19 protein-coding genes are annotated in these 19800 nt (G+C 51.3%); 12 read left to right on the forward strand and 7 right to left on the reverse strand.

The features are described 5' to 3' along the window. The first annotated feature begins 30 nt into the window (after window positions 1–30). From HH301_RS17240 to HH301_RS17275, 8 genes are all read left to right on the forward strand, one after another. A complete protein-coding gene (locus tag HH301_RS17240) occupies window positions 31–1518 on the forward strand; it encodes an aspartate kinase (protein WP_169570286.1) in 1488 nt (495 codons plus the stop codon). A gap of 158 nt (window positions 1519–1676) precedes the next feature. After that, complete coding sequence (locus HH301_RS17245) at window positions 1677–4577, forward strand: ATP-binding protein (RefSeq protein ID WP_169570287.1); 2901 nt, start codon at window positions 1677–1679, stop codon at window positions 4575–4577. Between the two features lie 175 nt (window positions 4578–4752). Next, entirely contained in the window at window positions 4753–6525 is a 1773-nt protein-coding gene (locus HH301_RS17250) for a methyl-accepting chemotaxis protein (protein ID WP_169570288.1), read from the forward strand. A 657-nt stretch (window positions 6526–7182) separates the two neighbouring features. Further along, window positions 7183–7647, forward strand: a complete 465-nt coding sequence (locus HH301_RS17255; protein WP_169570289.1) for a response regulator — start codon at window positions 7183–7185, stop codon at window positions 7645–7647. A 117-nt stretch (window positions 7648–7764) separates the two neighbouring features. Then, on the forward strand, window positions 7765–10089 hold the full coding sequence (locus HH301_RS17260; protein WP_169570290.1) for a sensor histidine kinase: 2325 nt from the start codon (window positions 7765–7767) through the stop codon (window positions 10087–10089). Window positions 10090–10103: 14 nt separating this feature from the next. After that, window positions 10104–10580 (forward strand): response regulator, encoded by a 477-nt coding sequence (locus tag HH301_RS17265; RefSeq protein ID WP_169570291.1) that lies wholly within the window; start codon window positions 10104–10106, stop codon window positions 10578–10580. Window positions 10581–10651: 71 nt separating this feature from the next. Then, window positions 10652–11524, forward strand: a complete 873-nt coding sequence (locus HH301_RS17270; protein WP_169570292.1) for a pirin family protein — start codon at window positions 10652–10654, stop codon at window positions 11522–11524. A gap of 143 nt (window positions 11525–11667) precedes the next feature. Next, on the forward strand, window positions 11668–12747 hold the full coding sequence (locus HH301_RS17275; RefSeq protein WP_169570293.1) for a zinc ABC transporter substrate-binding protein: 1080 nt from the start codon (window positions 11668–11670) through the stop codon (window positions 12745–12747). 45 nt (window positions 12748–12792) lie between these two features. On the opposite strand, the gene HH301_RS17280 is transcribed toward HH301_RS17275, so the two are convergent. Both HH301_RS17280 and HH301_RS17285 read right to left on the reverse strand, forming a co-directional pair. Next, entirely contained in the window at window positions 12793–13524 is a 732-nt protein-coding gene (locus HH301_RS17280; protein ID WP_169570294.1) for an oxygen-binding di-iron domain-containing protein, read from the reverse strand. Then, entirely contained in the window at window positions 13521–14156 is a 636-nt protein-coding gene (locus HH301_RS17285) for a hypothetical protein (protein ID WP_169570295.1), read from the reverse strand. Before HH301_RS17285 ends, HH301_RS17280 begins: the two co-directional genes overlap by 4 nt. A gap of 146 nt (window positions 14157–14302) precedes the next feature. On the opposite strand from HH301_RS17285, the gene HH301_RS17290 reads away from it, so the two are divergent. Both HH301_RS17290 and arsB read left to right on the forward strand, forming a co-directional pair. Then, window positions 14303–14674 carry an ArsR/SmtB family transcription factor gene (locus tag HH301_RS17290; protein WP_169570296.1) on the forward strand — a complete coding sequence of 124 codons (372 nt, stop codon included), beginning with the start codon at window positions 14303–14305 and terminating at the stop codon, window positions 14672–14674. Then, window positions 14667–15707 (forward strand): ACR3 family arsenite efflux transporter, encoded by a 1041-nt coding sequence (gene arsB, locus HH301_RS17295; protein WP_169570297.1) that lies wholly within the window; start codon window positions 14667–14669, stop codon window positions 15705–15707. Before HH301_RS17290 ends, arsB begins: the two co-directional genes overlap by 8 nt. 2 nt (window positions 15708–15709) lie before the next feature. Here the strand turns inward: arsB and HH301_RS17300 are convergent, their stop codons facing one another. Genes HH301_RS17300 through HH301_RS17310 form a run of 3 tightly spaced genes read right to left on the reverse strand, consistent with a single transcriptional unit; the run spans window position 15710 to window position 17217 of the window. Further along, window positions 15710–16315, reverse strand: a complete 606-nt coding sequence (locus HH301_RS17300) for a DNA-3-methyladenine glycosylase I (RefSeq protein WP_169570298.1) — start codon at window positions 16313–16315, stop codon at window positions 15710–15712. A gap of 11 nt (window positions 16316–16326) precedes the next feature. Next, window positions 16327–16614: a YciI family protein gene (locus tag HH301_RS17305; protein WP_169570299.1), complete on the reverse strand. Its 288-nt coding sequence runs from the start codon at window positions 16612–16614 to the stop codon at window positions 16327–16329. 15 nt (window positions 16615–16629) lie between these two features. Further along, complete coding sequence (locus HH301_RS17310; RefSeq protein ID WP_169570300.1) at window positions 16630–17217, reverse strand: TetR/AcrR family transcriptional regulator; 588 nt, start codon at window positions 17215–17217, stop codon at window positions 16630–16632. 152 nt (window positions 17218–17369) lie between these two features. On the opposite strand from HH301_RS17310, the gene HH301_RS17315 reads away from it, so the two are divergent. Next, window positions 17370–18143, forward strand: a complete 774-nt coding sequence (locus tag HH301_RS17315) for a hypothetical protein (RefSeq protein ID WP_169570301.1) — start codon at window positions 17370–17372, stop codon at window positions 18141–18143. 2 nt (window positions 18144–18145) lie between these two features. Here HH301_RS17315 and HH301_RS17320 read toward each other — a convergent pair whose 3' ends face one another. Continuing rightward, complete coding sequence (locus HH301_RS17320; RefSeq protein WP_169570302.1) at window positions 18146–18763, reverse strand: hypothetical protein; 618 nt, start codon at window positions 18761–18763, stop codon at window positions 18146–18148. Between the two features lie 166 nt (window positions 18764–18929). On the opposite strand from HH301_RS17320, the gene HH301_RS17325 reads away from it, so the two are divergent. Next, window positions 18930–19295 (forward strand): DUF1636 family protein, encoded by a 366-nt coding sequence (locus HH301_RS17325; RefSeq protein WP_169570303.1) that lies wholly within the window; start codon window positions 18930–18932, stop codon window positions 19293–19295. Here the strand turns inward: HH301_RS17325 and HH301_RS17330 are convergent. Beyond that, window positions 19276–19794, reverse strand: coding sequence for a hypothetical protein (locus HH301_RS17330; RefSeq protein WP_169570304.1), 519 nt, complete (start codon window positions 19792–19794; stop codon window positions 19276–19278). The genes HH301_RS17325 and HH301_RS17330 overlap by 20 nt on opposite strands. Window positions 19795–19800 lie beyond the last annotated feature (6 nt).

Genomic DNA, 19800 nt, shown 5'->3' on the forward strand with positions numbered 1-19800 from the left:
GATCCTCTCACGCCATGAAAAGAGGACAGTATGCCAAAAACCAATCTTAAGGCCGAACAGACCAAAACCCCAGAACCGGGTCACAGTGTCCATAAAATCGGGGGCACCTCTATGGACGAAGTAGAGGCGGTCTTTAACAACATCCTGATCGGTGATCGCGAAGGCGCGGATCTTTATAACCGGATCTTCGTTGTCTCCGCCTATAGCGGGATGACGGACCTGCTGCTTGAGCATAAGAAAACCCATGAACCAGGCGTTTTCTCACTCTATTCAAGCTCTGAAAATGAGTGGGCTTGGGGTGATGCGCTCAATAAAGTCGGCGAAGCCATGCACAAAAAGAACCAGGAATGCCTGGAAGACAAGGCTGATTTGGATCTGGCCAACCGGTTCGTGGAAGAACGGATTGAAGGCGTCAGAAGCTGCCTGATTGACCTGCATCGTCTATGCTCTTTTGGTCACTTCCAGCTGCCTGAACATCTGGCCACTGTCCGGGAAATGCTGAGCAGTCTTGGTGAAGCCCATAGTGCGTTTAACACCATGCTGCTGCTCAAGCGCCGCGGTGTAAATTCCATCTTTGTTGATCTTTCCGGTTGGCGGGAAAGTCATTCGCTCACTCTGGATGAGCGGATTACCGAAGCCTTTGCCGAGATTGATCTGACGCAGCAGCTTCCGATCGTGACGGGCTACGCCCAGTGCGAGGAGGGCCTGACAGGAATTTACGGTCGTGGGTATAGTGAGGTGACCTTCTCTCGCATTGCCTGCCTAACCGGCGCAAAAGAAGCCATTATTCACAAGGAATTCCACCTCAGCAGCGCGGATCCGAAAATTGTTCCCGCTGAGGATATACGCCCCATTGGCGTCACCAATTATGACGTGGCTGATCAGCTCAGCAATATGGGGATGGAGGCCATCCATCCGAAGGCCGCCAAAGGTCTTCGCAAGAATAATATTCCGCTTCGGATTATGAATACTTTTGAGCCAAACCATGAAGGAACGATCATCTCCGAAGATGGCAAATCCGACAGCTCAAAAGTGGAGATTATCACAGGTCTGCCAAGCCTCTATGAGGTTGAGGTTTATGACCAGGATATCGTGGGAACGCCTGGCGCCGCTAACCCGGTACAACAGGCCTTCTCCCGGTTTAAACTCTGGACTGTCTCCAAATACATCAATGCCAATACGCTGACCCATTACGTGTCAGCACCATTGAAACAAATTCGCAGGTGCATTGATGAATTGGAGCAGAAATGCCCTTCCGCCACGGTGCGAACACGCAAGGTGGCCGTTGTGTCCGCGATCGGCTCCAACCTGGCGGAAGGGCAGTTCTTTGAAACTGCCGTTGCAGCCTTGTCACAAGCCGGGATCTCCCTGATTGCAACCCAGAAACCAAGCCGGAATGTGGATCTGCAATTTGTCGTTGCCGAAAAGGACTATGACGCAACGATCCGGACCCTGCATAAAGCATTGGTTGAGATCCGTGCAAACAAGGTAAAACCAGCTATTAAGAAAGCGGCTTAATCAACCGCTCCTTTCCGAACCCCTGCAATAGCCGTGAGATGCAGCTTGAAGCTGCAACTTGCGGCTATTCTTATATACGGGGTTTAGATAAAATTAACCCACCCATCACATAATAGGCATAGTTGAGTCTGTAATCGTGATAACAGGAGTGCTCTTTGTTGAAAGGGCTGAATTCTAGACCCGTATTTGGCCTGATATTAGGCGCAGTCATTGCTGCGGTTATCCTGCTCCCTGTTGCGGTCTATATTGAACAAACAATCCATCAAAAACTCACCCAAAATGAGCGAGCAAAAACCCTCGATGAACTGACGGATCTTCGGGAAACGATTTCCAACCGCTTGGCGACAGCACTCACCCTAACTCGAACCATCGAAGCGCCCTATTCCCTCCTTGGTGAGCTAAACCTCAACGAATTCTCCCTTCTCTCCCGAGAGTTGTTGGATGAGCTGGATTACATTCGCAATATTGCCCTCACCAAAGACACAACCTTTATCTATGTCTACCCAAGGGCCGGAAATGAGGCGATCCTTGGACTTGATTATCGCCGCATCCCCGCTCAGTGGCCAAAGGTGAAGGAAGCAATTGAAAAACGGGAAACCGTCATTGCTGGCCCCTTGAAACTGATCCAGGGCGGTATCGGCCTTATTCAGCGAACCCCTATTTACCGAAAGACTGATGGAATTTTGGGTGAATTCCTGGGCCTTGTCAGTATCGTTGTTGATGTGGACCGCCTTCTGGAACCCTTGAACACCTCAGATCTTTCAATCGCCATCAAAAACCGTCCAAGGGACGGCAGCCAAACCAATGTCTTCTTCGGTGAGGAAGACCTTTTCGCACAATCAGCCAATCCGGTTCTCGTTTCGGTGAATGTTCCAAACGGTCTTTGGGAGGTTGCTGTCATCCCAAAAGACGGATGGGGCAGTAGCTTTGCAACCGAACTTCTGATTAGTCACGGAACCATTACAGGTCTGTGTACAATTGTTATCCTGTTAGGTGGGTTTGCCGGCTATCACCAAACCCAGCGGAAACTGCTTTACGGTGCCGTCACGAAAGAGCGGGCAAGGTATCTCAACCTGGTCGAAAATGCGCCAGACGCCATGATATTCCTCAATGCTCAGGGGCAGATCCTTCAGGCGAACCTCAAAGCCTGTGAAATGCTCAAATATCCAACGGAAAAGTTGACAACTTTGTCGTTCCCAGATTTTCTCAGTAATATTGAGCAGGAGCACGGGTTTAAGTCCTGGTCAGACTTTGTCTCTCAATTGCGGATCAAAGGCCGTATCGAGTCGGTCGCCCTCACCCTTCGCGATGGCAGTGGTGCGATCATGGAAACAGAGGTTAGCCTTGGTCTGGCCGGTGATCGGAATGGCGATGAAATCACCGTAACGCTGCGCGATGTGACCGAGAAAAAAGATCTGCAATTCCAGCGAAATCTGGCGGAAGAAATGCTGCGGGAGGCTATTGATACCATCCCGGATGGATTTGCGATTTATGACGCCAATGACAAGCTTTTTCTTTGCAATGATGCCTATCGTGAAATCTACAAAAATTCTGCCCCGGCCATAGTGGAAGGGGCCTCTTTCCGCGAAATTATCAAATATGGTATTGATCACGGCGAGTATCCCCAGTCTGGCCGCACGCCAGAGGAACAACAAGCCTGGCTTGAAGACCGGGTGCATTTACATCTTAACCCAACTGGGACCACAATTATCCAGCAACTGGGCACCGGACGCTGGCTGAAGATTACAGAGCGCCGTACCGCCTCGGAACTAACCGTGGGCGTTCGCACCGATATCACCGAATTGAAAGAGGCTGAATCCGAGCTTCGTGACAAGAAGAACCTTTTGGAAAACCAGGCGGATGAACTGCGCAATCTGGCGAAACAGCATTTGAACGCCAAGATCAAGGCCGAGGAAGCGACACAGGCAAAATCAGAATTTTTGGCCATTATCAGTCATGAACTCCGCACGCCCATGACCGGCATTCTAGGCCTGACCGATCTGTTGCTCACAACATCACCGACAAAAGAACAGAATGATCACCTGACACAGCTTCGCCAGTCTGCGAACAGTCTCCTCGCTTTGCTCAATGACATTCTGGACTTCTCTAAATTTGAAGCGGGCAAGCTGGAACTGGATAGCCATCATTTCCACTTTAACAACCTCCTGCATGGGTTGGAGGAACTGCTGGAGCCACTTGCCGACAGCAAGGGAGTTGATCTGAAATGCCAGCCAGAAGGCTTGCCTGAGGACCTTATTCTTTATGGGGATGGAAACCGGCTTCGTCAGGTCCTGTTGAATCTCGCCTCAAACGCGGTCAAATTCACCGACAAGGGCAGTGTAACTGTCAAAAGCCAAGTCACCGAGGAAACCGACGATCAGGTCAAACTGTTGATCACCGTTACGGATACGGGCATTGGCATTGAGCAGGATAAAATCGATGACCTGTTCCAACCCTTTACTCAGGCCGACACATCAACCACCCGGCGTTTTGGGGGTACCGGGCTTGGCCTTTCTATCAGCAAGCGACTGGTCGATGCCATGGGTGGCTCCATCGCTTGTGAAAGTGAACTGGGCAAGGGATCTGTATTCACCTTGGAGCTTACCTTGCCAAAAGGTGACTTAGCGACCTGGCAGACGGAAAATCAGCCGCAGAGCCTGCTTGCCGAACGGGACGCGGATGATCGGCGGAAGCTCCGCATCCTGCTGGCCGAGGATGTTGATGTAAACCGGATGATCGTCTCGACTGTGCTGAAAAAATGGGGTCATGAAGTCGTGGAAGCGGTCAATGGCCGTGAAGCCGTCTCCAAGGCCGAAGGTGAAGATGCTTATGATTTGATCCTGATGGATATGCAGATGCCGGAAATGGATGGCTGTGATGCCACCATCGCCATCCGCGGCCTTGAAGGGGCCAATAGCAACACCCCCATTATCGCTCTTACCGCTGATATTCAGGCTGAGAAAAACGAGCGCTACAATAAAGCTGGAATGACCGCCTTCCTCTCAAAGCCAGTTGACTGGAATCAGCTTGAAAAGACAATTGAGACATATTGCGCCTGATAGGCAATAGTTTTCCCTCAAACATTATTGAAAAATTCGTTAACCTTTTGTGCAGCGCAGCGATACCAAGCCAGCTGCGGCGTTTGACAAATTCTTAAAAAAATCGGTTCAGCATTTGTTAAGCAATTGAACGTAAATTCCCGGCCAAGTATTACGTAGTCGGAGTTTCCACCCAATGCTAAAAAATATCGGTATCAGCAAAAAGCTGCTCACCCTCGTATGCGCATCCGTGATTGCCATGCTGGTGATCGGTGGTTTTGGAATCAAAGCCATCGACACGGTCCTGACCAACGACCGAAAAGAAGTTCTCAAAAATATCGTTGATGTCGCCGAAGGTGTCGTCAAAGGCTATTACGCGAAAGCACAAGCAGGCGAAATCACTGAAGAAGAAGCCAAGCAACGTGCCAGCGAAGCCCTTGAAAACATGCGCTACAGCGGCAAGGAATATGTCTTTATCAATGGCGTAGACGGGATCATGGTGATGAACCCGGTGGCCAAGGACAAAATCGGCACCTCTCAGCTTCAACTGAAAGACTCCACAGGCAAATTCATCATCCAGGAAATGATCAAGGTCTCAAAGGCTGACGGCGGTGGTTATGTGGACTATCACTACAAAAAGCCCGGTCTGGAAGGCGAGTTTGGCAAAATCAGCTATGTAACCCTGTTTAAGGAATGGGGCTGGATGATCGGGACTGGCCTCTACATCGATGACCTTGCGGCAACCCGAAATGGCTATGTCATGGAACTGGTGGGTGCCGGTGTTATTGTGCTGATCCTGATCGGCGTCATTTCCTTCCTGATCTCCCGTAGCATTGCAGGGCCTATTTCCCGGATCACAGCCAATGTAGAACGCCTTGCGGATGGAGATAAGGATTTCGAACCTTCCGATACGGATCGGAGCGATGAAATCGGTAAGCTGTCCAACGCACTGGCTCTCTTCCGTGAAAACGCCATCAAGATGGATGACATGGCAAAACAGCAGGAAGAAATGCGCCTGCAGCGCCTTGAGGAAGAGAAGAAACTGGCCGAAGAACGGGCTGAAAACCAGCGCCGTGAAGCAGAACAGCGTAAAGAAGCAGAAGAGCGCGCACAGGCTGAACGTCGCAGTGCCCTTCTCGCCATGGCCGAAGAATTTGAAAGCAGCGTGCAGAGCGTTGTGACAACTGTCTCTTCTTCGTCCGAGCAGATGCGCTCAACCGCCTCTGCCATGAGCAAGAACGCCAATGATGCGAGCGAGCGCTCAAATCTGGTTGCCTCTGCATCAGAGGAAGCCTCCTCCAGCGTGCAGGCTGTGGCCTCCGCAACTGAGGAACTCTCTAGCTCTATCCGGGAAATCTCCTCTCAGGTAAGCCGGTCAGCCACCATCTCCACCCGTGCAGTGGATCAGGCAACCACAACTGGCGAGGCCATGAATTCCCTGCAGACCGTTGCCACAAAAATTGGCGAAGTTGTCACCCTGATTAACGACATTGCTGGTCAAACCAACCTGCTGGCCTTGAACGCTACCATTGAGGCCGCTCGGGCTGGCGAAGCAGGAAAAGGCTTTGCAGTTGTCGCCTCCGAGGTTAAATCCCTCGCCAACCAGACAGCGCGCGCGACGGAAGAAATCTCTACTCAAATCGGGTCCCTGCAGTCAGAGACAGAGACAACGACCAAAGCGATCCAGGAAATTTCCGAAACCATTCGCGAGATTAACCAGATCGGCACCACGATTGCGTCAGCTATCGAAGAACAGGGTGCGGCAACGGCTGAGATTAGCCGCAATGCCCAGGTTGCAGCCAACTCCAGCGGGGATGTGAGCCGTAATATCAGCTCCGTCCGGGAAAGCTCAACAGCGACAGGCGTTTCAGCCAACGAGGTTTTGACCGCCGCAGAACTGTTATCCCAGCAATCTCAAGGATTGCAGGGTCAGGTATCCCGCTTCCTGGAGACAGTGAAAGCCGGATAAGATAACACCGCACGGAAAACTCTAAAAAGCCGGCCTTTGGGTCGGCTTTTTTGCTGATAAATAATACTTATTCCACTTTTTTGAGGAAAAGGCTTGAAGCTTTGGGGGTGGGGTCCCACATGAGCCGTCTTGCGTAAGAGTGGGGGTGGCAGCCTCCGGTGATCAGGCGCTGGATCGTGCGGGCGGGAACTTGTGTCGGCAAGTACCCAATCGGGGACAGAGGGCTCATGTGGCAGGAAGCCAAGGAAGACAGGGCCGTTCCAAAAGACCGGTACAACAGATCTGATCCAAAATTCGTCACGTGCAAAATCAACGATAAATAAACTTGTCGCCGGTGATGCACCAGTCGCGTAGTAAAGAGTTGTAACAGAAGTACCGTATCAAGTCCCCGCATCATCGGCGATCTTTTTTGAAAGGATCCGTTGATCGTTATGAACGCAGCGCCCTAAAATCATTGAATTCTAACAGTAATTTCAATCCTGGCGCCCTTAACCCACATAGATTTCACACTTTGCAGAGGACCCCTCTAGCGAGATCAATTTTCCACGCCTTAAATCGACACCGCTTTATTAGTTGTTTAATACTTTAGGTATATTACATAAGATATGAGGGTGGGTGTAAATACTTAGCGTAATTGCGTTTTAGGATAATTTTTTAATGCCGATGGATATTGGCCAGCCCATTCTAGTCATCGAAGACAGCGACGACGACTTTGAGGTGCTGATGATGGCCTTTAAAGCGATCGAAGATTTTAATTACCGAATCGACAGATGCACTGACGGTAAAGAGGCTATTGAGTATCTTTTTCGCAAGGGCCCATATGAAAGCCTTGAAGAATATAATCTTCCCGGCCTGATCCTGCTGGATTTAACCCTTCCCGGATCCCACGGCATGGAACTCTTGGACCTAATCAAAACCTCCCGCAAGCTCAGCCACATCCCGACAATTATCTTTACCAGCTTCGATAATGATAAAATTGCCCGCGAATGTTACAGCTCCGGCGTCAACAGCTTTATTGTCAAACCGATGGAGTTCAGAGACACCGTCCAAAAAATATCCCAGACCTGCAATTACTGGCTGAATATTGCCAGTCTTCCCAAACCCCGGTTTCGGATCAGCTAGAAAATTGATCTTTTCTATATTCAATAAAACTACATTAATGTTTTGAAAATATATTGGACATAGGATGAGAAAATGCCACTCACTGACGACAAGCGTTTAGCAAGGGATACCTGATTTTTGAGCGTCCAATTCCCAACTCTTTTGATGCGACACAAAACGGTCTTGCTGACCTGTAGCCTGGTTCTCATTGCCAGTGTTGCAACAGGCCTTACCAGCTACCTGACGATTTCCAAATTTGCAGAGGAAACGGCAATCGAAACGATCGCCGGTGAAACGCGCCTCTCCGCCTTGCAGATCCGGGAAAGCTACCAGAATATCTACAGAGATACTGACGTTATTTCACGGACGCCGCCCATTCAGGGACTTATCCGCTCTACGCAGAACCGGGGTGTTGACCCCATTGATAAGTCGACAACGACACAATGGAAAAACCGCCTTTCTGAAATTTTCACTACCGTCATGTCTGTCAATTCCAGTTACACCCAGATACGCTATATTGGTGTGGCGGCTAATGGCCGGGAACTGGTTCGCGTGGACCGAAAAGAAAGAGGGATCGTCGCTATCCCAGATGATCAGCTACAGCCCAAGGAGCGTGAACCCTACTTTATTGCGGGCTTGAACCTTAGACCCGGTGAAGCCTACTTTTCCAGGATAACCCTGAATAGGGAATATGGCCAAGTTACAGCCGACAAGATCCCGACGATAAGATGCCTTGTCCCCGTTTTTACCGGCGAGGGATCCTTGTTTGGCTTTATCATCATTAACGCAAATTACCCCGAGATCTTGTCTGCCACCTTGAGTAAGCTCAATAATAACAGACGCACCTATGCCTTTAGCCCCCATCTGGACTATATGTTCAAGGATGAGCAGAACCAGCTCGGCCCCTTCAACTTTCGCGATAACTATGTTGTAAACCCTTCTCAGACCCTACTAGCGCTTGCGAAATCGTCGAAGGCAGAAGATGTGAATATCGGTCCCGCCTATCTTTCCTATAAGGTTAGGAGTTATATCGATTTCACCCGCAACAAAACCTTTGTTGATGTTGTTCAGCAAATCCCTGTCGCTACGGCCCTGAAAGCAGCAAAAGAAGTCCAGTTCCAAACGGCGTTAGCGGCCTTTGGCCTTGTTCTTTTCTCTGTTATCATCACCGTTTATTTTGCCCGGCGCCTCACTGCCCCGCTGGAACAAATGACTGAGTCCATCAGTCATTTCAAACTGGGAAATAACAGTAGTAAGCTCGATCTTCCAGAGGGACAAAATGATGAGATTGGCAAGCTGGCAACCTCATTCCAAACCTTGCTGGATGCCCTCTTTAACAGTGAACAGCGGACCAAGGCAGTTCTGAACACAACTATGGACGCCATCATTACCATCGACAAGCAGGGGATTGTTCTGAGTTATAACCCGGCTTGTGTGAAGGCTTTCGGATACAATCCCGAAGAGGTCATCGGCCAGAAAATCAATATGCTGATGCCAGAAAAGCGGGCCGCCGAGCATGACGACTATTTATCCCGCTATCATGAAACGGGTGTCCGCCATGCCATTGGCTATCGACGGGAAGTGATGGCACGGCACAAGGATGGGACTAACTTCCACATTGAGCTTGCCGTCAGTGAAGTCCCACTGGGCAACGACGTCATCTATACTGGTGTTATTCGCGACATCACGGCCCAGAAAAATCACGAACGGGATATTCACTCCTTGCTGGAGCAGTTGCGCAAATCCAACAAGGAACTGGATGAGTTTGCTTACATCGCTTCTCATGATCTGAAAGAGCCCTTAAGAGCCATTAATAACCATGCAACCCTGCTGCTGGAAGACTATGGAGAAACCCTTGAGGAAGATGGGATTAAGCGCATCACGCGCACCCGTGAACTTTGCCAGAAAATGGATAAGCTGATCAGTGACCTGCTGTATTTTGCACGGCTGGGTCGGGTCGATAATGCCCGGCGGAATGTGAATATGTCTTCGCTCGCCCAGGAAACAAAAGAATTGCTTGAAGATACAATCGAAGAAAGCAATGCCAAGCTCTCCATTTCTTCGGATATGCCGACAATCTTCTGCGATGAGGTTCGGGTGGGCGAGGTGTTTCGAAACCTGATCGTCAATGCCCTCAAATACAACGACAGCGGCGCGCCGAAAATCAAAGTTGGCTATCTGGATGAGTCTCCGCCTGTTTTCTATGTGAAAGACAACGGGATCGGTATCGATGAAGAAATGAAGGATGAAGTTTTCCGGATCTTTAAACGGCTGAACAAACCAACTGACTACGGCAGTGGCAGCGGGGCTGGCCTCAGTTTCGTGAAACGAATTGTTGAAAGTCATGGCGGCCAAATCTGGGTCGAGTCTGAACCTGGTAATGGAACAACCTTTTATTTTACCCTGGAAAAAGGCCGGCAGGTCGTGTCACAACCAAATGTACTTTCCAAAGCGGGTGAGTAACACCGAGACTAAACATGATACCTGAACAAAGCCGCCTGAAACGCCCCCCAACGATCCTGATTGTCGAAGATAGTGAAGATGACTATGAGGCCATGGTCCGCGCATTGAGCCGGGAAGACAAGCTCACCGATAATCTTGTTCATTGCGAAGGCGGCAAGGAAGCCCTCGCCTATCTGGAGAAATGCAAACCCAGCTACAACGGGAAAAAAAATCAACCCCCTGACCTGATCCTTCTCGATCTGAATATGCCCGGCATCAGTGGTCGCAATGTTCTCATGCGCTTGAAAAGTGACGCGGAGCTCAAAAATATTCCGATCATTGTCCTCACAACCTCTGATGATCCCCGTGACATTGAAGATTGCTATGATGCGGGGGCGAACACTTTTATCGTTAAACCTGTGGAACTTGATAATTTTACGATCGCCATCCAGAACCTGAAAGAATACTGGTTCGAGGTCGCGGTCCTGCCCGAAAAAGACGATCCGTCATAACGCTTCCAGACAGACTATATTTGATTTTTCCTGAGATAGCTCTACCCTCATAGGTCGAGTGGAGGATTACATTGCTAGACAAAATCATCAGTCGACGAACAAGTGAAATTGCGGAAGGATTTGAAGTGGGCAGGATCTTGCCCTCCCGCCATCAGCGAATGGTCGGACCCTTTATCTTTCTGGATCATATGGGCCCGCTGGATGTTGAGGTCGGTGCCTCACTCGATTTGGATGTCAAACCTCATCCGCATATTGGCTTATCGACCGTAACCTATCTTTTTAGCGGCGCCATCACCCACCGGGACAGTTTGGGGGTGGAGCAGGAAATCCAGCCCGGTGAGGTCAATTGGATGGTCGCGGGTCGCGGCATTACCCACAGCGAACGGATGGAATATGGGCGCCGCCAAGGCATGACCTTACATGGCTTGCAAGCCTGGGTTGCCCTTCCCACTGAGTTTGAGGAAGTGGAACCCGCCTTTCATCATTTTGCGCGCGAAGAGTTGCCCGGATTTCAGTCGGACGGGATGGTCGCCAAGCTGATAGCCGGTGCCTTTGAAGGATTTCGATCCCCGGTCCCTATCCACTCCCCACTCTTTTATGTTCATATGGAGATGGAGCCGGACGCCAGTTATCAAGTCAATTCTGAATACTCAGAACAGGCTGTCTATATCGTTTCAGGACAGGTGGAACTGGTTGATGGAACCAAGCTCGATGCAGGCCAGATGGGGATCCTGAAGCAGAAAAGCCTGACCAGCCTGCACGCAACCCAAAAGACAACATTGGTACTATTTGGCGGGGAGCCAGTGGGAGAGCGGTTCATTCACTGGAATTTTGTCTCGTCTTCCAAAGAACGGCTGGAAAAGGCCAAGGACGATTGGCGGCATCAACGCATGAAGCTGCCGGATGGTGATGATCAGGCCTATGTGCCCTTGCCAGAGCGATAAGTTTCCCGCGTTAGGCAAAACGCCTCAACCCTCACCTAAAATAAGCTGATCCACTCCATCAGTTTCATCTTGACCTGACAGCAGGTTCTGGATATTTATGTTATAACATTACATTTTAAGTCACCCTCCAATTGGATTCCCCGATGCGTAAGTTAGCCCTGATCGCCCTCGTCTCTCTGTTTTTTGCAAGCCGTCCGGCAACCGCCAGTGACGTGGTTGTCAGCATTCCGCCGCTTCATGCACTGGTGCAGGCAGTTATGGGAGACACAGCAGAAGCGGAACTTCTGCTCACCGGAAATCGCACCCCCCATGACTTTCAGTTCAAGCCTTCCCAGATCCGAGCCCTGCAGGACGCCAAGATTGTCTTCTATATCAGCCCGGAGCTGGAAATCTCCATGATGAAGGCGTTCAACATTCTGCCCGCCTCGGTCAAGCAGGTTGAAATGATTTCCATATCCGGTCTTAAACTCCTGCCGTTTCGGGGCGGCGATAACTGGGCACCGCACGTCCATGCTGAGGATAACCACAAAGATCACGATGCCCATGATGATCATGACAAGCGGGACCATGCAGAACATAAACATGACGAGCATGAGCATAAGGACCATGACCACGAAAAGGATCATGCCAAGCATGACGAACATGATCACGACAAAGAGCATGAGGCGCACGCTGAAAAGGAACATGAACACCATCACGGTGACGGACACGACCATGATCCTCATCTCTGGCTTTCACCAGTGAATGCCAAGCTGATGGTGCATGAAATAGCCCATGAACTGGCGGAACTCTTCCCGGAGCATGCTGCCCTGTATGAAGCGAATGCGGAAAAGCTGGAAAGCGAACTGGACGGGTTAAAAGAGGAACTGGACGCAGTGCTCGCCCCGGTCAAGGAGGTCCCCTTCCTCGTCCTGCATGATGGTTATCAGTATTTCGAGACAGAAACCGGGCTTACGGCCGTTGGCTCCATCCTGGTTAATCCGTCCGTGCCGCCATCTGTGAAACGCATGCAGGAAATCCAGGAACGGGTCAAGGAAACAGGCACTGTGTGCATCTTCCGCGAACCCCAGTTCCCGGACCGGATAGCCCGAACCGTTGCCGAGGGGAGCGGCGTCAAACTTGGCACGCTGGACCCGCTCGGCGGCAGTCTTGATGGATCTAAGAACAGATACGTCGAAATGATGCGGAAACTTGCAGCCGATCTGAAAGCTTGTCTCTCCTAAAGGAGATCCCGTTGGTTCTGTTATCCAACCGGGCTTCCCATCGCCCTAACCGATAGCCTTGCCAACGGGAAGCGCTTCCAGCCAGTCGAGGAAGCGGCCAACATCTTCACCTTTAAACATTCGCCCATGCTGAGGAGCGAGGATTTCCACATCCAGCTCCCGCACCCGATTGATCCAGTCCAGCTTTGCCGCATCGCTTGGCATCCAGCGCTGATGAAAATAGGTCATCTTGGGGACATGCGCCTCAAAATCCTCAACAAACATTGGGCTTTCCGGTGCCTCTAACGCAGCCCCAATATCTCCGCTCATCAGGATTTTCGCCTTAGGATCGTAAACGTTGAAATTGGCGGAAGAATGCATGTAATGGGCCGGGATAAACTTCAGCTCCACCCCATCCAGAAAAATGCTTCGCCCGCCATCCTCAATCGGCTCATAGGTAATGTTGTGACAGCCGAAATGCCGCAAGAACCCTTCCCAAATCGCCGGGGCATGCAGCACCGCATGGGGAACTGCCTTATCCCAATAACCCAGCGAAGAAATAATATCCGGGTCCTGGTGGCTGGCAAAAATATCGGTGAGCTGGTTAATCCCCACCTGATGGAGGATCGCCGCCAGCATCGGGGCGAAAAGCTCAATCCCACCCGGATCCATTAACAGCGAGTGGCTGTCAGTCTTCACCAGATATTGGTTTGTATCGATAATATTTTCAGGCTTTTCAGGATCCCGGCCAAACACAAACCAGCTGTGATCCCCCTCAAAAATCGTTTCGGTCTTCATGCATTTCCCCCGGAATTCAATTCTTTCTGCACGCGCGACCGACAATGGGACACCACTTTCTGGACCCGCTCCGCCGCCATCTCGATATCATTGGCAATGGTGTCAAACTGGCTTTGAAATCCTGCGCAATGCTTTGCCTCGATCCGGCAATTCATGGCGAGAATAAAAATCGACCGGACCTCGGTCGTCAGGTAATCAATATGAAGCAGAACATCCCGCATAGCGGTCATGTAATCCTGCCGAAGCTTTCGGGCTTCTTTGCGAAGGTCACTCACAAGCTGGCGGATACTCTCCGCACCCGGCTCCTCCGTTCCGTGGCGTTTGTAAGCCCGGTCCACAGATTTCACCAACTCTTCCGCCTGCATCAACTTGATGGAGGAGCGGGTGATGCGCGAGGCCACCGCCTCTACATTCTTGACAATCTCAGCCGTCGACCCGGTGAGCCGCAGCGCAAATTCAGTGATGGGATCAAAGGTACGGGCAACCTCCCCGCTTCTGGCAACCATAACCTTGGCATTTAGGGAAGAGAGGTAAAGCTCAAAAGAAATGGTCTGAACAGCCGATAAGTCCGCCGCAATACTGCTGGCAATTACAAAGGACTCTTCTTTTGGAATTTCTGCAAAGGCGTTCATGACCCAACCCTTTTAAAGTCTAGCTTCTGATATTTATTCAAATATTCCTAATTTTTTATTTAACTAATGAAACAACCGGCGGCTTTCAGGTCATTTTCACTCATTTTCCATTGACGCCCCTTCTTCATTTCTATAATTCGAGAATTATGGAAATAATTGACGCAACAGTTGCCTTTGGCGCCCTGTCCCAGGAAACCCGTCTGAAGATCTTTCGCCTGCTGATCCAGACCGGTCCTACTGGCATGCCTGCCGGGGAGATCGGGGAGAAACTGAATGTACTGCCCAACACCCTTTCCAGTAACCTCAACAACCTAGTGGCGGCAGGCCTGATCCGCAAAGAACGGGAAGGTCGATCCATCCGGTATTTTGCCGACATTTCCGGGCTGCAGAACCTGCTGGGATATCTGCTGCAGGATTGCTGCGGTGGCCAGGCTGAGCTTTGCCAGCCCCTGATTAATGACCTTTTAGCCAACACAGAGAGCGCTTGCGCCCCCGCCACGGAGACAGCCCATGACTGACACCACCGCCCCTAGCCCCATGGGTCTGTTTGAGCGTTGGTTAAGCCTCTGGATCGGGCTGGCGATCATCGCTGGGCTCATCATTGGAAATGTGGCACCGGGGCTTGTGGAACTGATCGCTGCGGCGGAGGTTTACTCGATTAATCTGGTGGTGGCTGTGCTGATCTGGGCCATGGTGTACCCGATGATGGTCGGGGTTGATTTTGCCGCGGTCAAGGATATTGCCCGCCAGCCAAAAGGCCTTGTCATCACCCTCATCGTCAACTGGCTGATCAAGCCCTTCACAATGGCATTCCTTGCAGTTCTTTTCTTCGATTATATCTTCGCGCCGCTGATTGAACCCGAAGACGCTGCCCAGTATATCGCCGGACTGATCCTGCTGGGGGCGGCGCCCTGTACGGCTATGGTTTTCGTCTGGTCCCAACTGACCCGCGGGGATGAAACCTATACGCTGGTGCAAGTGTCGGTGAACGATCTGATCATGGTCTTTGCCTTCGCGCCAATCGTTGCCTTTTTGCTCGGGGTTACGGAAATTGCCGTTCCGTGGGAGACATTGCTCCTCTCCACCATTCTTTATGTGGTGCTGCCCCTGATCGCCGGGCTACTAACCCGCCGGAACCTCAAAAGCCCTCAAAAAATTGCCGACTTTAGCGCCAGTATCAAGCCCTGGTCCGTCATTGGACTGATTGCCACAGTGGCCATTCTTTTCAGCCTGCAAGGAGAGGTTATTCTGGAGCGGCCGCAAACCATTCTGCTGATCGCGATCCCGATCCTGATCCAAAGCTACGGGATTTTCATCATCGCCTATGGGGCGGCCTTCGCCCTTAAAACCCCGCACCGCATAGCTGCGCCATGTGCGCTGATTGGAACCTCCAACTTCTTTGAGCTCGCCGTCGCCGTTGCCATCAGCCTTTTCGGTCTTAACTCGGGCGCAGCGCTCGCCACAGTGGTGGGTGTGCTGGTGGAAGTGCCGGTGATGCTCTCCCTCGTTGCTTTTGCCAACCGGACGAAGCAACGCTTTCCAGCATCATAAATTCAAGGCTTTTGGAAAACCTGCCTGGCAGCTTCCGCTTTCTCTCGAACACTGCAGCCATGGGCGTGATCGTTAATTAATCCCATGGCCTGCAGGAAGGCGTAGACGGTGGTTGGTCCGACGAATTTCCAGCCCCGTTTCTTGAGATCTTTCGAAAGAGCCACCGAGGCGTCGGAGGTGGAGGCGGTTTGCGGCTCGGCCAGATCCTCTGCTGCTGGCTCAAACGACCAGATATAGCGGGCAAGGGAGCCGAACTCAGCCACAACCTCCTTTGCGCGGGCCGCATTATTGATCACCGCATCGATTTTCCCCTTATGCCGGACAATCCCCGCATCCGCGAGGAGACGTTCCCGATCCGCATCGGTAAACTGAGCGATCTGGCTAAAGTCAAAGCCCGCGAAGGCAGCGCGGAAATTCTCCCGCTTGGCAAGAATGGTCCGCCAGCTCAAGCCCGACTGGAAACTCTCCAGACACAGTTTTTCAAAAAGGCGAATATCATCGGTCACCGGATAGCCCCATTCCCGGTCATGATAATCCAGAAATTCCGGCGCGCCGCCAGCCCATTTGCAACGGGGCTGACCATCCGGAGCGTTAAAAAGATCGCTCATTTCATGCCTCCTTAAGCTGCCAGGAATTCCAGCCGGGGATCAAGACGCTTGGGCTCAATTTCCAGTATCTCAGCGCTCACCACCCCCTCGGCCACGAAGGGATCGAGGGCGACCCGTTCCGCCAGTGCCGCTTTGGTGGTGTTATGGGCAAGGAGAGAGCCCCCAAGAGCCGGCTGCAGACTGCCCGCCATCAGGAATACCCCCTCATCAAAGCCGTCTTTCAGCCATGCATTATGACCCGCCATATGATCCCTGGCGGCGGCTTTGTTATCGGCAAATTTCAATAAAATCACAAACATATGCGATTTCCTTTTTTAAGCTGTTGACGCCGGAATTTCTGCGATGACCTGATCGAGCCAATCCTCAAGCGCGGTAACCTCGGCCCTCACAAAAGCCTCGTCCTTAAACGCATTGGCAAGGGTGGCGATCCCCTGGCTGCGCATCAAAATATGCATGGCGTGATGATTACTCTCCCCCCCGCATCCGAGGGCTTGAAACTGCCGCTCCAGCCAGGTGCGAAAGAGATCAAAGAGCCGATTGGCATCAGACGCGCCGGGATGATCCAACTTGGCAAGTTCCGTGCTCAGCGTCCCGATGGGACAGCCATAGAGCATGATCTTGGACTGGTTCTGAATGAGAATATGAATAAAGGCAATGATGCAGTCTTTGGGGCTTTTTGCCGCCCCCTCCCACTGAACGAGGAGAGCTTCCCGGTCGCTGATCCGCCGGGCAATCACCGCGCTCAGGATGTCATCCTTGGTCTTGAAGTGATAATAGAAATTCCCGCGGGAGATCTTGACCGCCTCAGCGATATGAGAAAAAGACGTCGCCTCAAACCCTTGCTCATAAAAGAGCTTGTCTGCCGCCGTGATAATCTCCTCCCGTGTCTCCGCCGCCTTCATCTGCTGCCTCTCAATTTTTAGGATGAATGTCCTAATTCTAGAAATAGGACAACCGTCCTAACGAGTCAATCAGAAATTTGAAGTTGCCATTTGGTTGTGAGGGCGCGAGACTGACACAAACAGGGGTTTTGTGTTTTGAGGGGGAAACCTGCTTGATAGCTATTGCTATAATCTGTTACCCACTGCTTGTATTCGCGCTGGTGGGACTTTGCTTTGACAAGTTTTACAAGGGCAAGAGCAAGGGTAAATGGGTCTGGATACTGAGCTTAACAGTGGTGCTTATCCTGGCACCTATTTGGAGGCCGGTTTGGACTAACTCAGCGCTTTATCTGTTATGCGCAACGCAAAGCGGTCCCAAATACATCAAGCAAATTCCGGAAGGTAGCTCCTACCTTCGTGTTGATAAGAGCTATGCGATGAGAGGCAACAAAGTCTATGGGTGTGATGAAGATTGCACAATTCTGTTGTTAAGAGGAGAGTTTGCGTCCATAGAATTCTACGTCAACTCCTCATCCCCAAATCTGCTGCCTGTCAGTGAAGGGTATGTTTCCTACTATTTGGCTGATGAAAATTCCAAAGAATGCGCCAAGTATAACAAGGCTTTACACAACCCAGATTTCATTCCTGCAAAAATACTAGCGGGAAGCGGGAAATGCCTGACCTATAAAAAACTTTCTAAGCCACAGTCCTCTATTATTTATGACAACAAAAAGAGTTGGGTGGAGTTTCTGGGCTTGAGTTTCAGGAAGTTTACAGACGGTTATTTTTTGAACGGTAAAGACCCTGTTTTTCAATTCGACAGCTTCCTTTTAAGCCCGAGAGAAGCAAAAGGAAATTTCAGTTTTTTCATGTCCAGGTCATGCGGCAACTTTTTAGATCGTAGAGAGAAAGATTTTAACGTTAGAACCTATTGGTTAGATCAGTGACCTCAACCCACAGCCCGATCGCTCCTTGCTTCATCCAGCCGCTCGAAGAAGGCGATTTGGTCGAGCCAGCCTTGGGTGGGATCTCCAGCGCGTTCGGCGAATTTAAGCTGGGTTTGGGCGATGCTCATGAGGTCCACTCCTTCTGACATGATCTTCTGGAACTCCGGGCTGTCGGGGGAGAGCGGAGTTAGGCCCGCGTCATAAACATGACGCTGCAGATGGGTGCGAAATTCCTCCCCATGGGTGGTGAGCATCATGAAATCCTTGGTGGAAATCAGGTCATTTTCCTGCAAAGCCTTGGCAAGGGCATCCACCTGGCGCGGGGAGATATTGTGAATGTCATATTTGGCGGCAATTTCATCGAATGTCATGGGGGCTGCAGGGGTGACGGCCTGAGAGTTGGAGGCGGCCCCTGCCTCCTGCGCGGCGATAAGGGCCTGAGCCGTTGCGACACTGGCACCGCCCGGGCGGTTGCCGGTCACTTTTGCCGCCTGCACCATCTTGGCGGCGGACCGATCGGCAAATTCTTCCGTCGTTGCAAGGGCAGCCTTTGCCTTTTGAACCGCTGAATGATAGGTCGTGTAGATGGCATTTGTGGACGCAGATGTGGCAGTTACCATGGCTTTCCCCCTTTTTTCAGGCTTCTGGATACCTGGCGGCACCCGTTTTATTCACACTTTATTAAGCAAGTTTCATGCCACTTTTAAGTGTGTAAGAGGGATTGCGTAAATAGCGTAAAGGGGCGAGAATTCGACAGCTAACTATTTTTTGTGTCGAGTGTTAATCATGCCCCCACCAATTTCGGAAATCCTGATCTGTAAAAGCTGCCAGATAAGCTGCGGCGCGAACGGGTTTGTCGATGCGGTTGCTGACGCCCTCAACAGGTCGGATCAGGCGGATGGGTTTATCGTTCGGGAGGTTGAGTGCATGAATAACTGTGATGCGCCCATCAGCCTCGCCTTGCAGGGGGAAGGGCTGGCGACCTACTTTTTTGCTGGCATTGAAGCGGATAAGGATGTTGAGGATATCATCAACACCTGCCGCACCTATCGGCAGAGCGAGGGCGGCTGGATTGAGGATGCGCGGGACTGCGGCTCTCTTCGGTTAAAATTGCAGGCGAGGGTTCCAGCGATCAATCCACGTGAACGATAAGCTCGCTCTGGACCGGTTTGCCATCCACCCGGTAAGAGCGGTGATCATTGGCATTTAAGGTCACCTGAACCGTGTTTTCACCTGCAGGCATACTGTCCATGTGGAACCAGTCCCCATAAATGCGGGCGCGCTTTTCGCCGTTCACATAAATATGGGCATGCCCCTCCCCGGCCACATGTTCGAGGCTGGCGTGACGCGGGGCAAACGTGAAATTCTGGGTCTGCAAAAAGACATTCCAGCCGGCAACCGGATCCTTATAGACGGCAAATTCAACGCTAGGTGCGCCAGCATCGGCAGGCAGATCAACAAATGAGCTATGAAGGGCAGCGTGGGCCGCCCCGCCATGATCTGCAGATCCATGAGCGCCGTGCCCCCCATGACTTGCGGGATCTGAATGATCATGACCATCCAATGTAATCCCGTTTCCGGCCGCAACCAAAAACCCGGCAAGACCACCGAGGATTAGACCAACCCCTAAAAGACCAAGAGAATTACTCATCAGATC

Origin of the sequence: Sneathiella limimaris (assembly GCF_012932565.1) — a bacterium.
Classification (GTDB): domain Bacteria; phylum Pseudomonadota; class Alphaproteobacteria; order Sneathiellales; family Sneathiellaceae; genus Sneathiella; species Sneathiella limimaris.

Coding starts and splice junctions, on each gene's coding strand:
- HH301_RS17240 (WP_169570286.1), top strand. CDS start 31: ATGCCAAAAACCAATCTTAAGGCCGAACAGACCAAAACCCCAGAACCG.
- HH301_RS17250 (WP_169570288.1), top strand. CDS start 4,753: ATGCTAAAAAATATCGGTATCAGCAAAAAGCTGCTCACCCTCGTATGC.
- HH301_RS17255 (WP_169570289.1), top strand. CDS start 7,183: ATGCCGATGGATATTGGCCAGCCCATTCTAGTCATCGAAGACAGCGAC.
- HH301_RS17265 (WP_169570291.1), top strand. CDS start 10,104: ATGATACCTGAACAAAGCCGCCTGAAACGCCCCCCAACGATCCTGATT.
- HH301_RS17275 (WP_169570293.1), top strand. CDS start 11,668: ATGCGTAAGTTAGCCCTGATCGCCCTCGTCTCTCTGTTTTTTGCAAGC.
- HH301_RS17280 (WP_169570294.1), bottom strand. CDS start 13,524: ATGAAGACCGAAACGATTTTTGAGGGGGATCACAGCTGGTTTGTGTTT.
- HH301_RS17285 (WP_169570295.1), bottom strand. CDS start 14,156: ATGAACGCCTTTGCAGAAATTCCAAAAGAAGAGTCCTTTGTAATTGCC.
- HH301_RS17290 (WP_169570296.1), top strand. CDS start 14,303: ATGGAAATAATTGACGCAACAGTTGCCTTTGGCGCCCTGTCCCAGGAA.
- arsB (WP_169570297.1), top strand. CDS start 14,667: ATGACTGACACCACCGCCCCTAGCCCCATGGGTCTGTTTGAGCGTTGG.
- HH301_RS17300 (WP_169570298.1), bottom strand. CDS start 16,315: ATGAGCGATCTTTTTAACGCTCCGGATGGTCAGCCCCGTTGCAAATGG.
- HH301_RS17305 (WP_169570299.1), bottom strand. CDS start 16,614: ATGTTTGTGATTTTATTGAAATTTGCCGATAACAAAGCCGCCGCCAGG.
- HH301_RS17310 (WP_169570300.1), bottom strand. CDS start 17,217: ATGAAGGCGGCGGAGACACGGGAGGAGATTATCACGGCGGCAGACAAG.
- HH301_RS17320 (WP_169570302.1), bottom strand. CDS start 18,763: ATGGTAACTGCCACATCTGCGTCCACAAATGCCATCTACACGACCTAT.
- HH301_RS17325 (WP_169570303.1), top strand. CDS start 18,930: ATGCCCCCACCAATTTCGGAAATCCTGATCTGTAAAAGCTGCCAGATA.
- HH301_RS17330 (WP_169570304.1), bottom strand. CDS start 19,794: ATGAGTAATTCTCTTGGTCTTTTAGGGGTTGGTCTAATCCTCGGTGGT.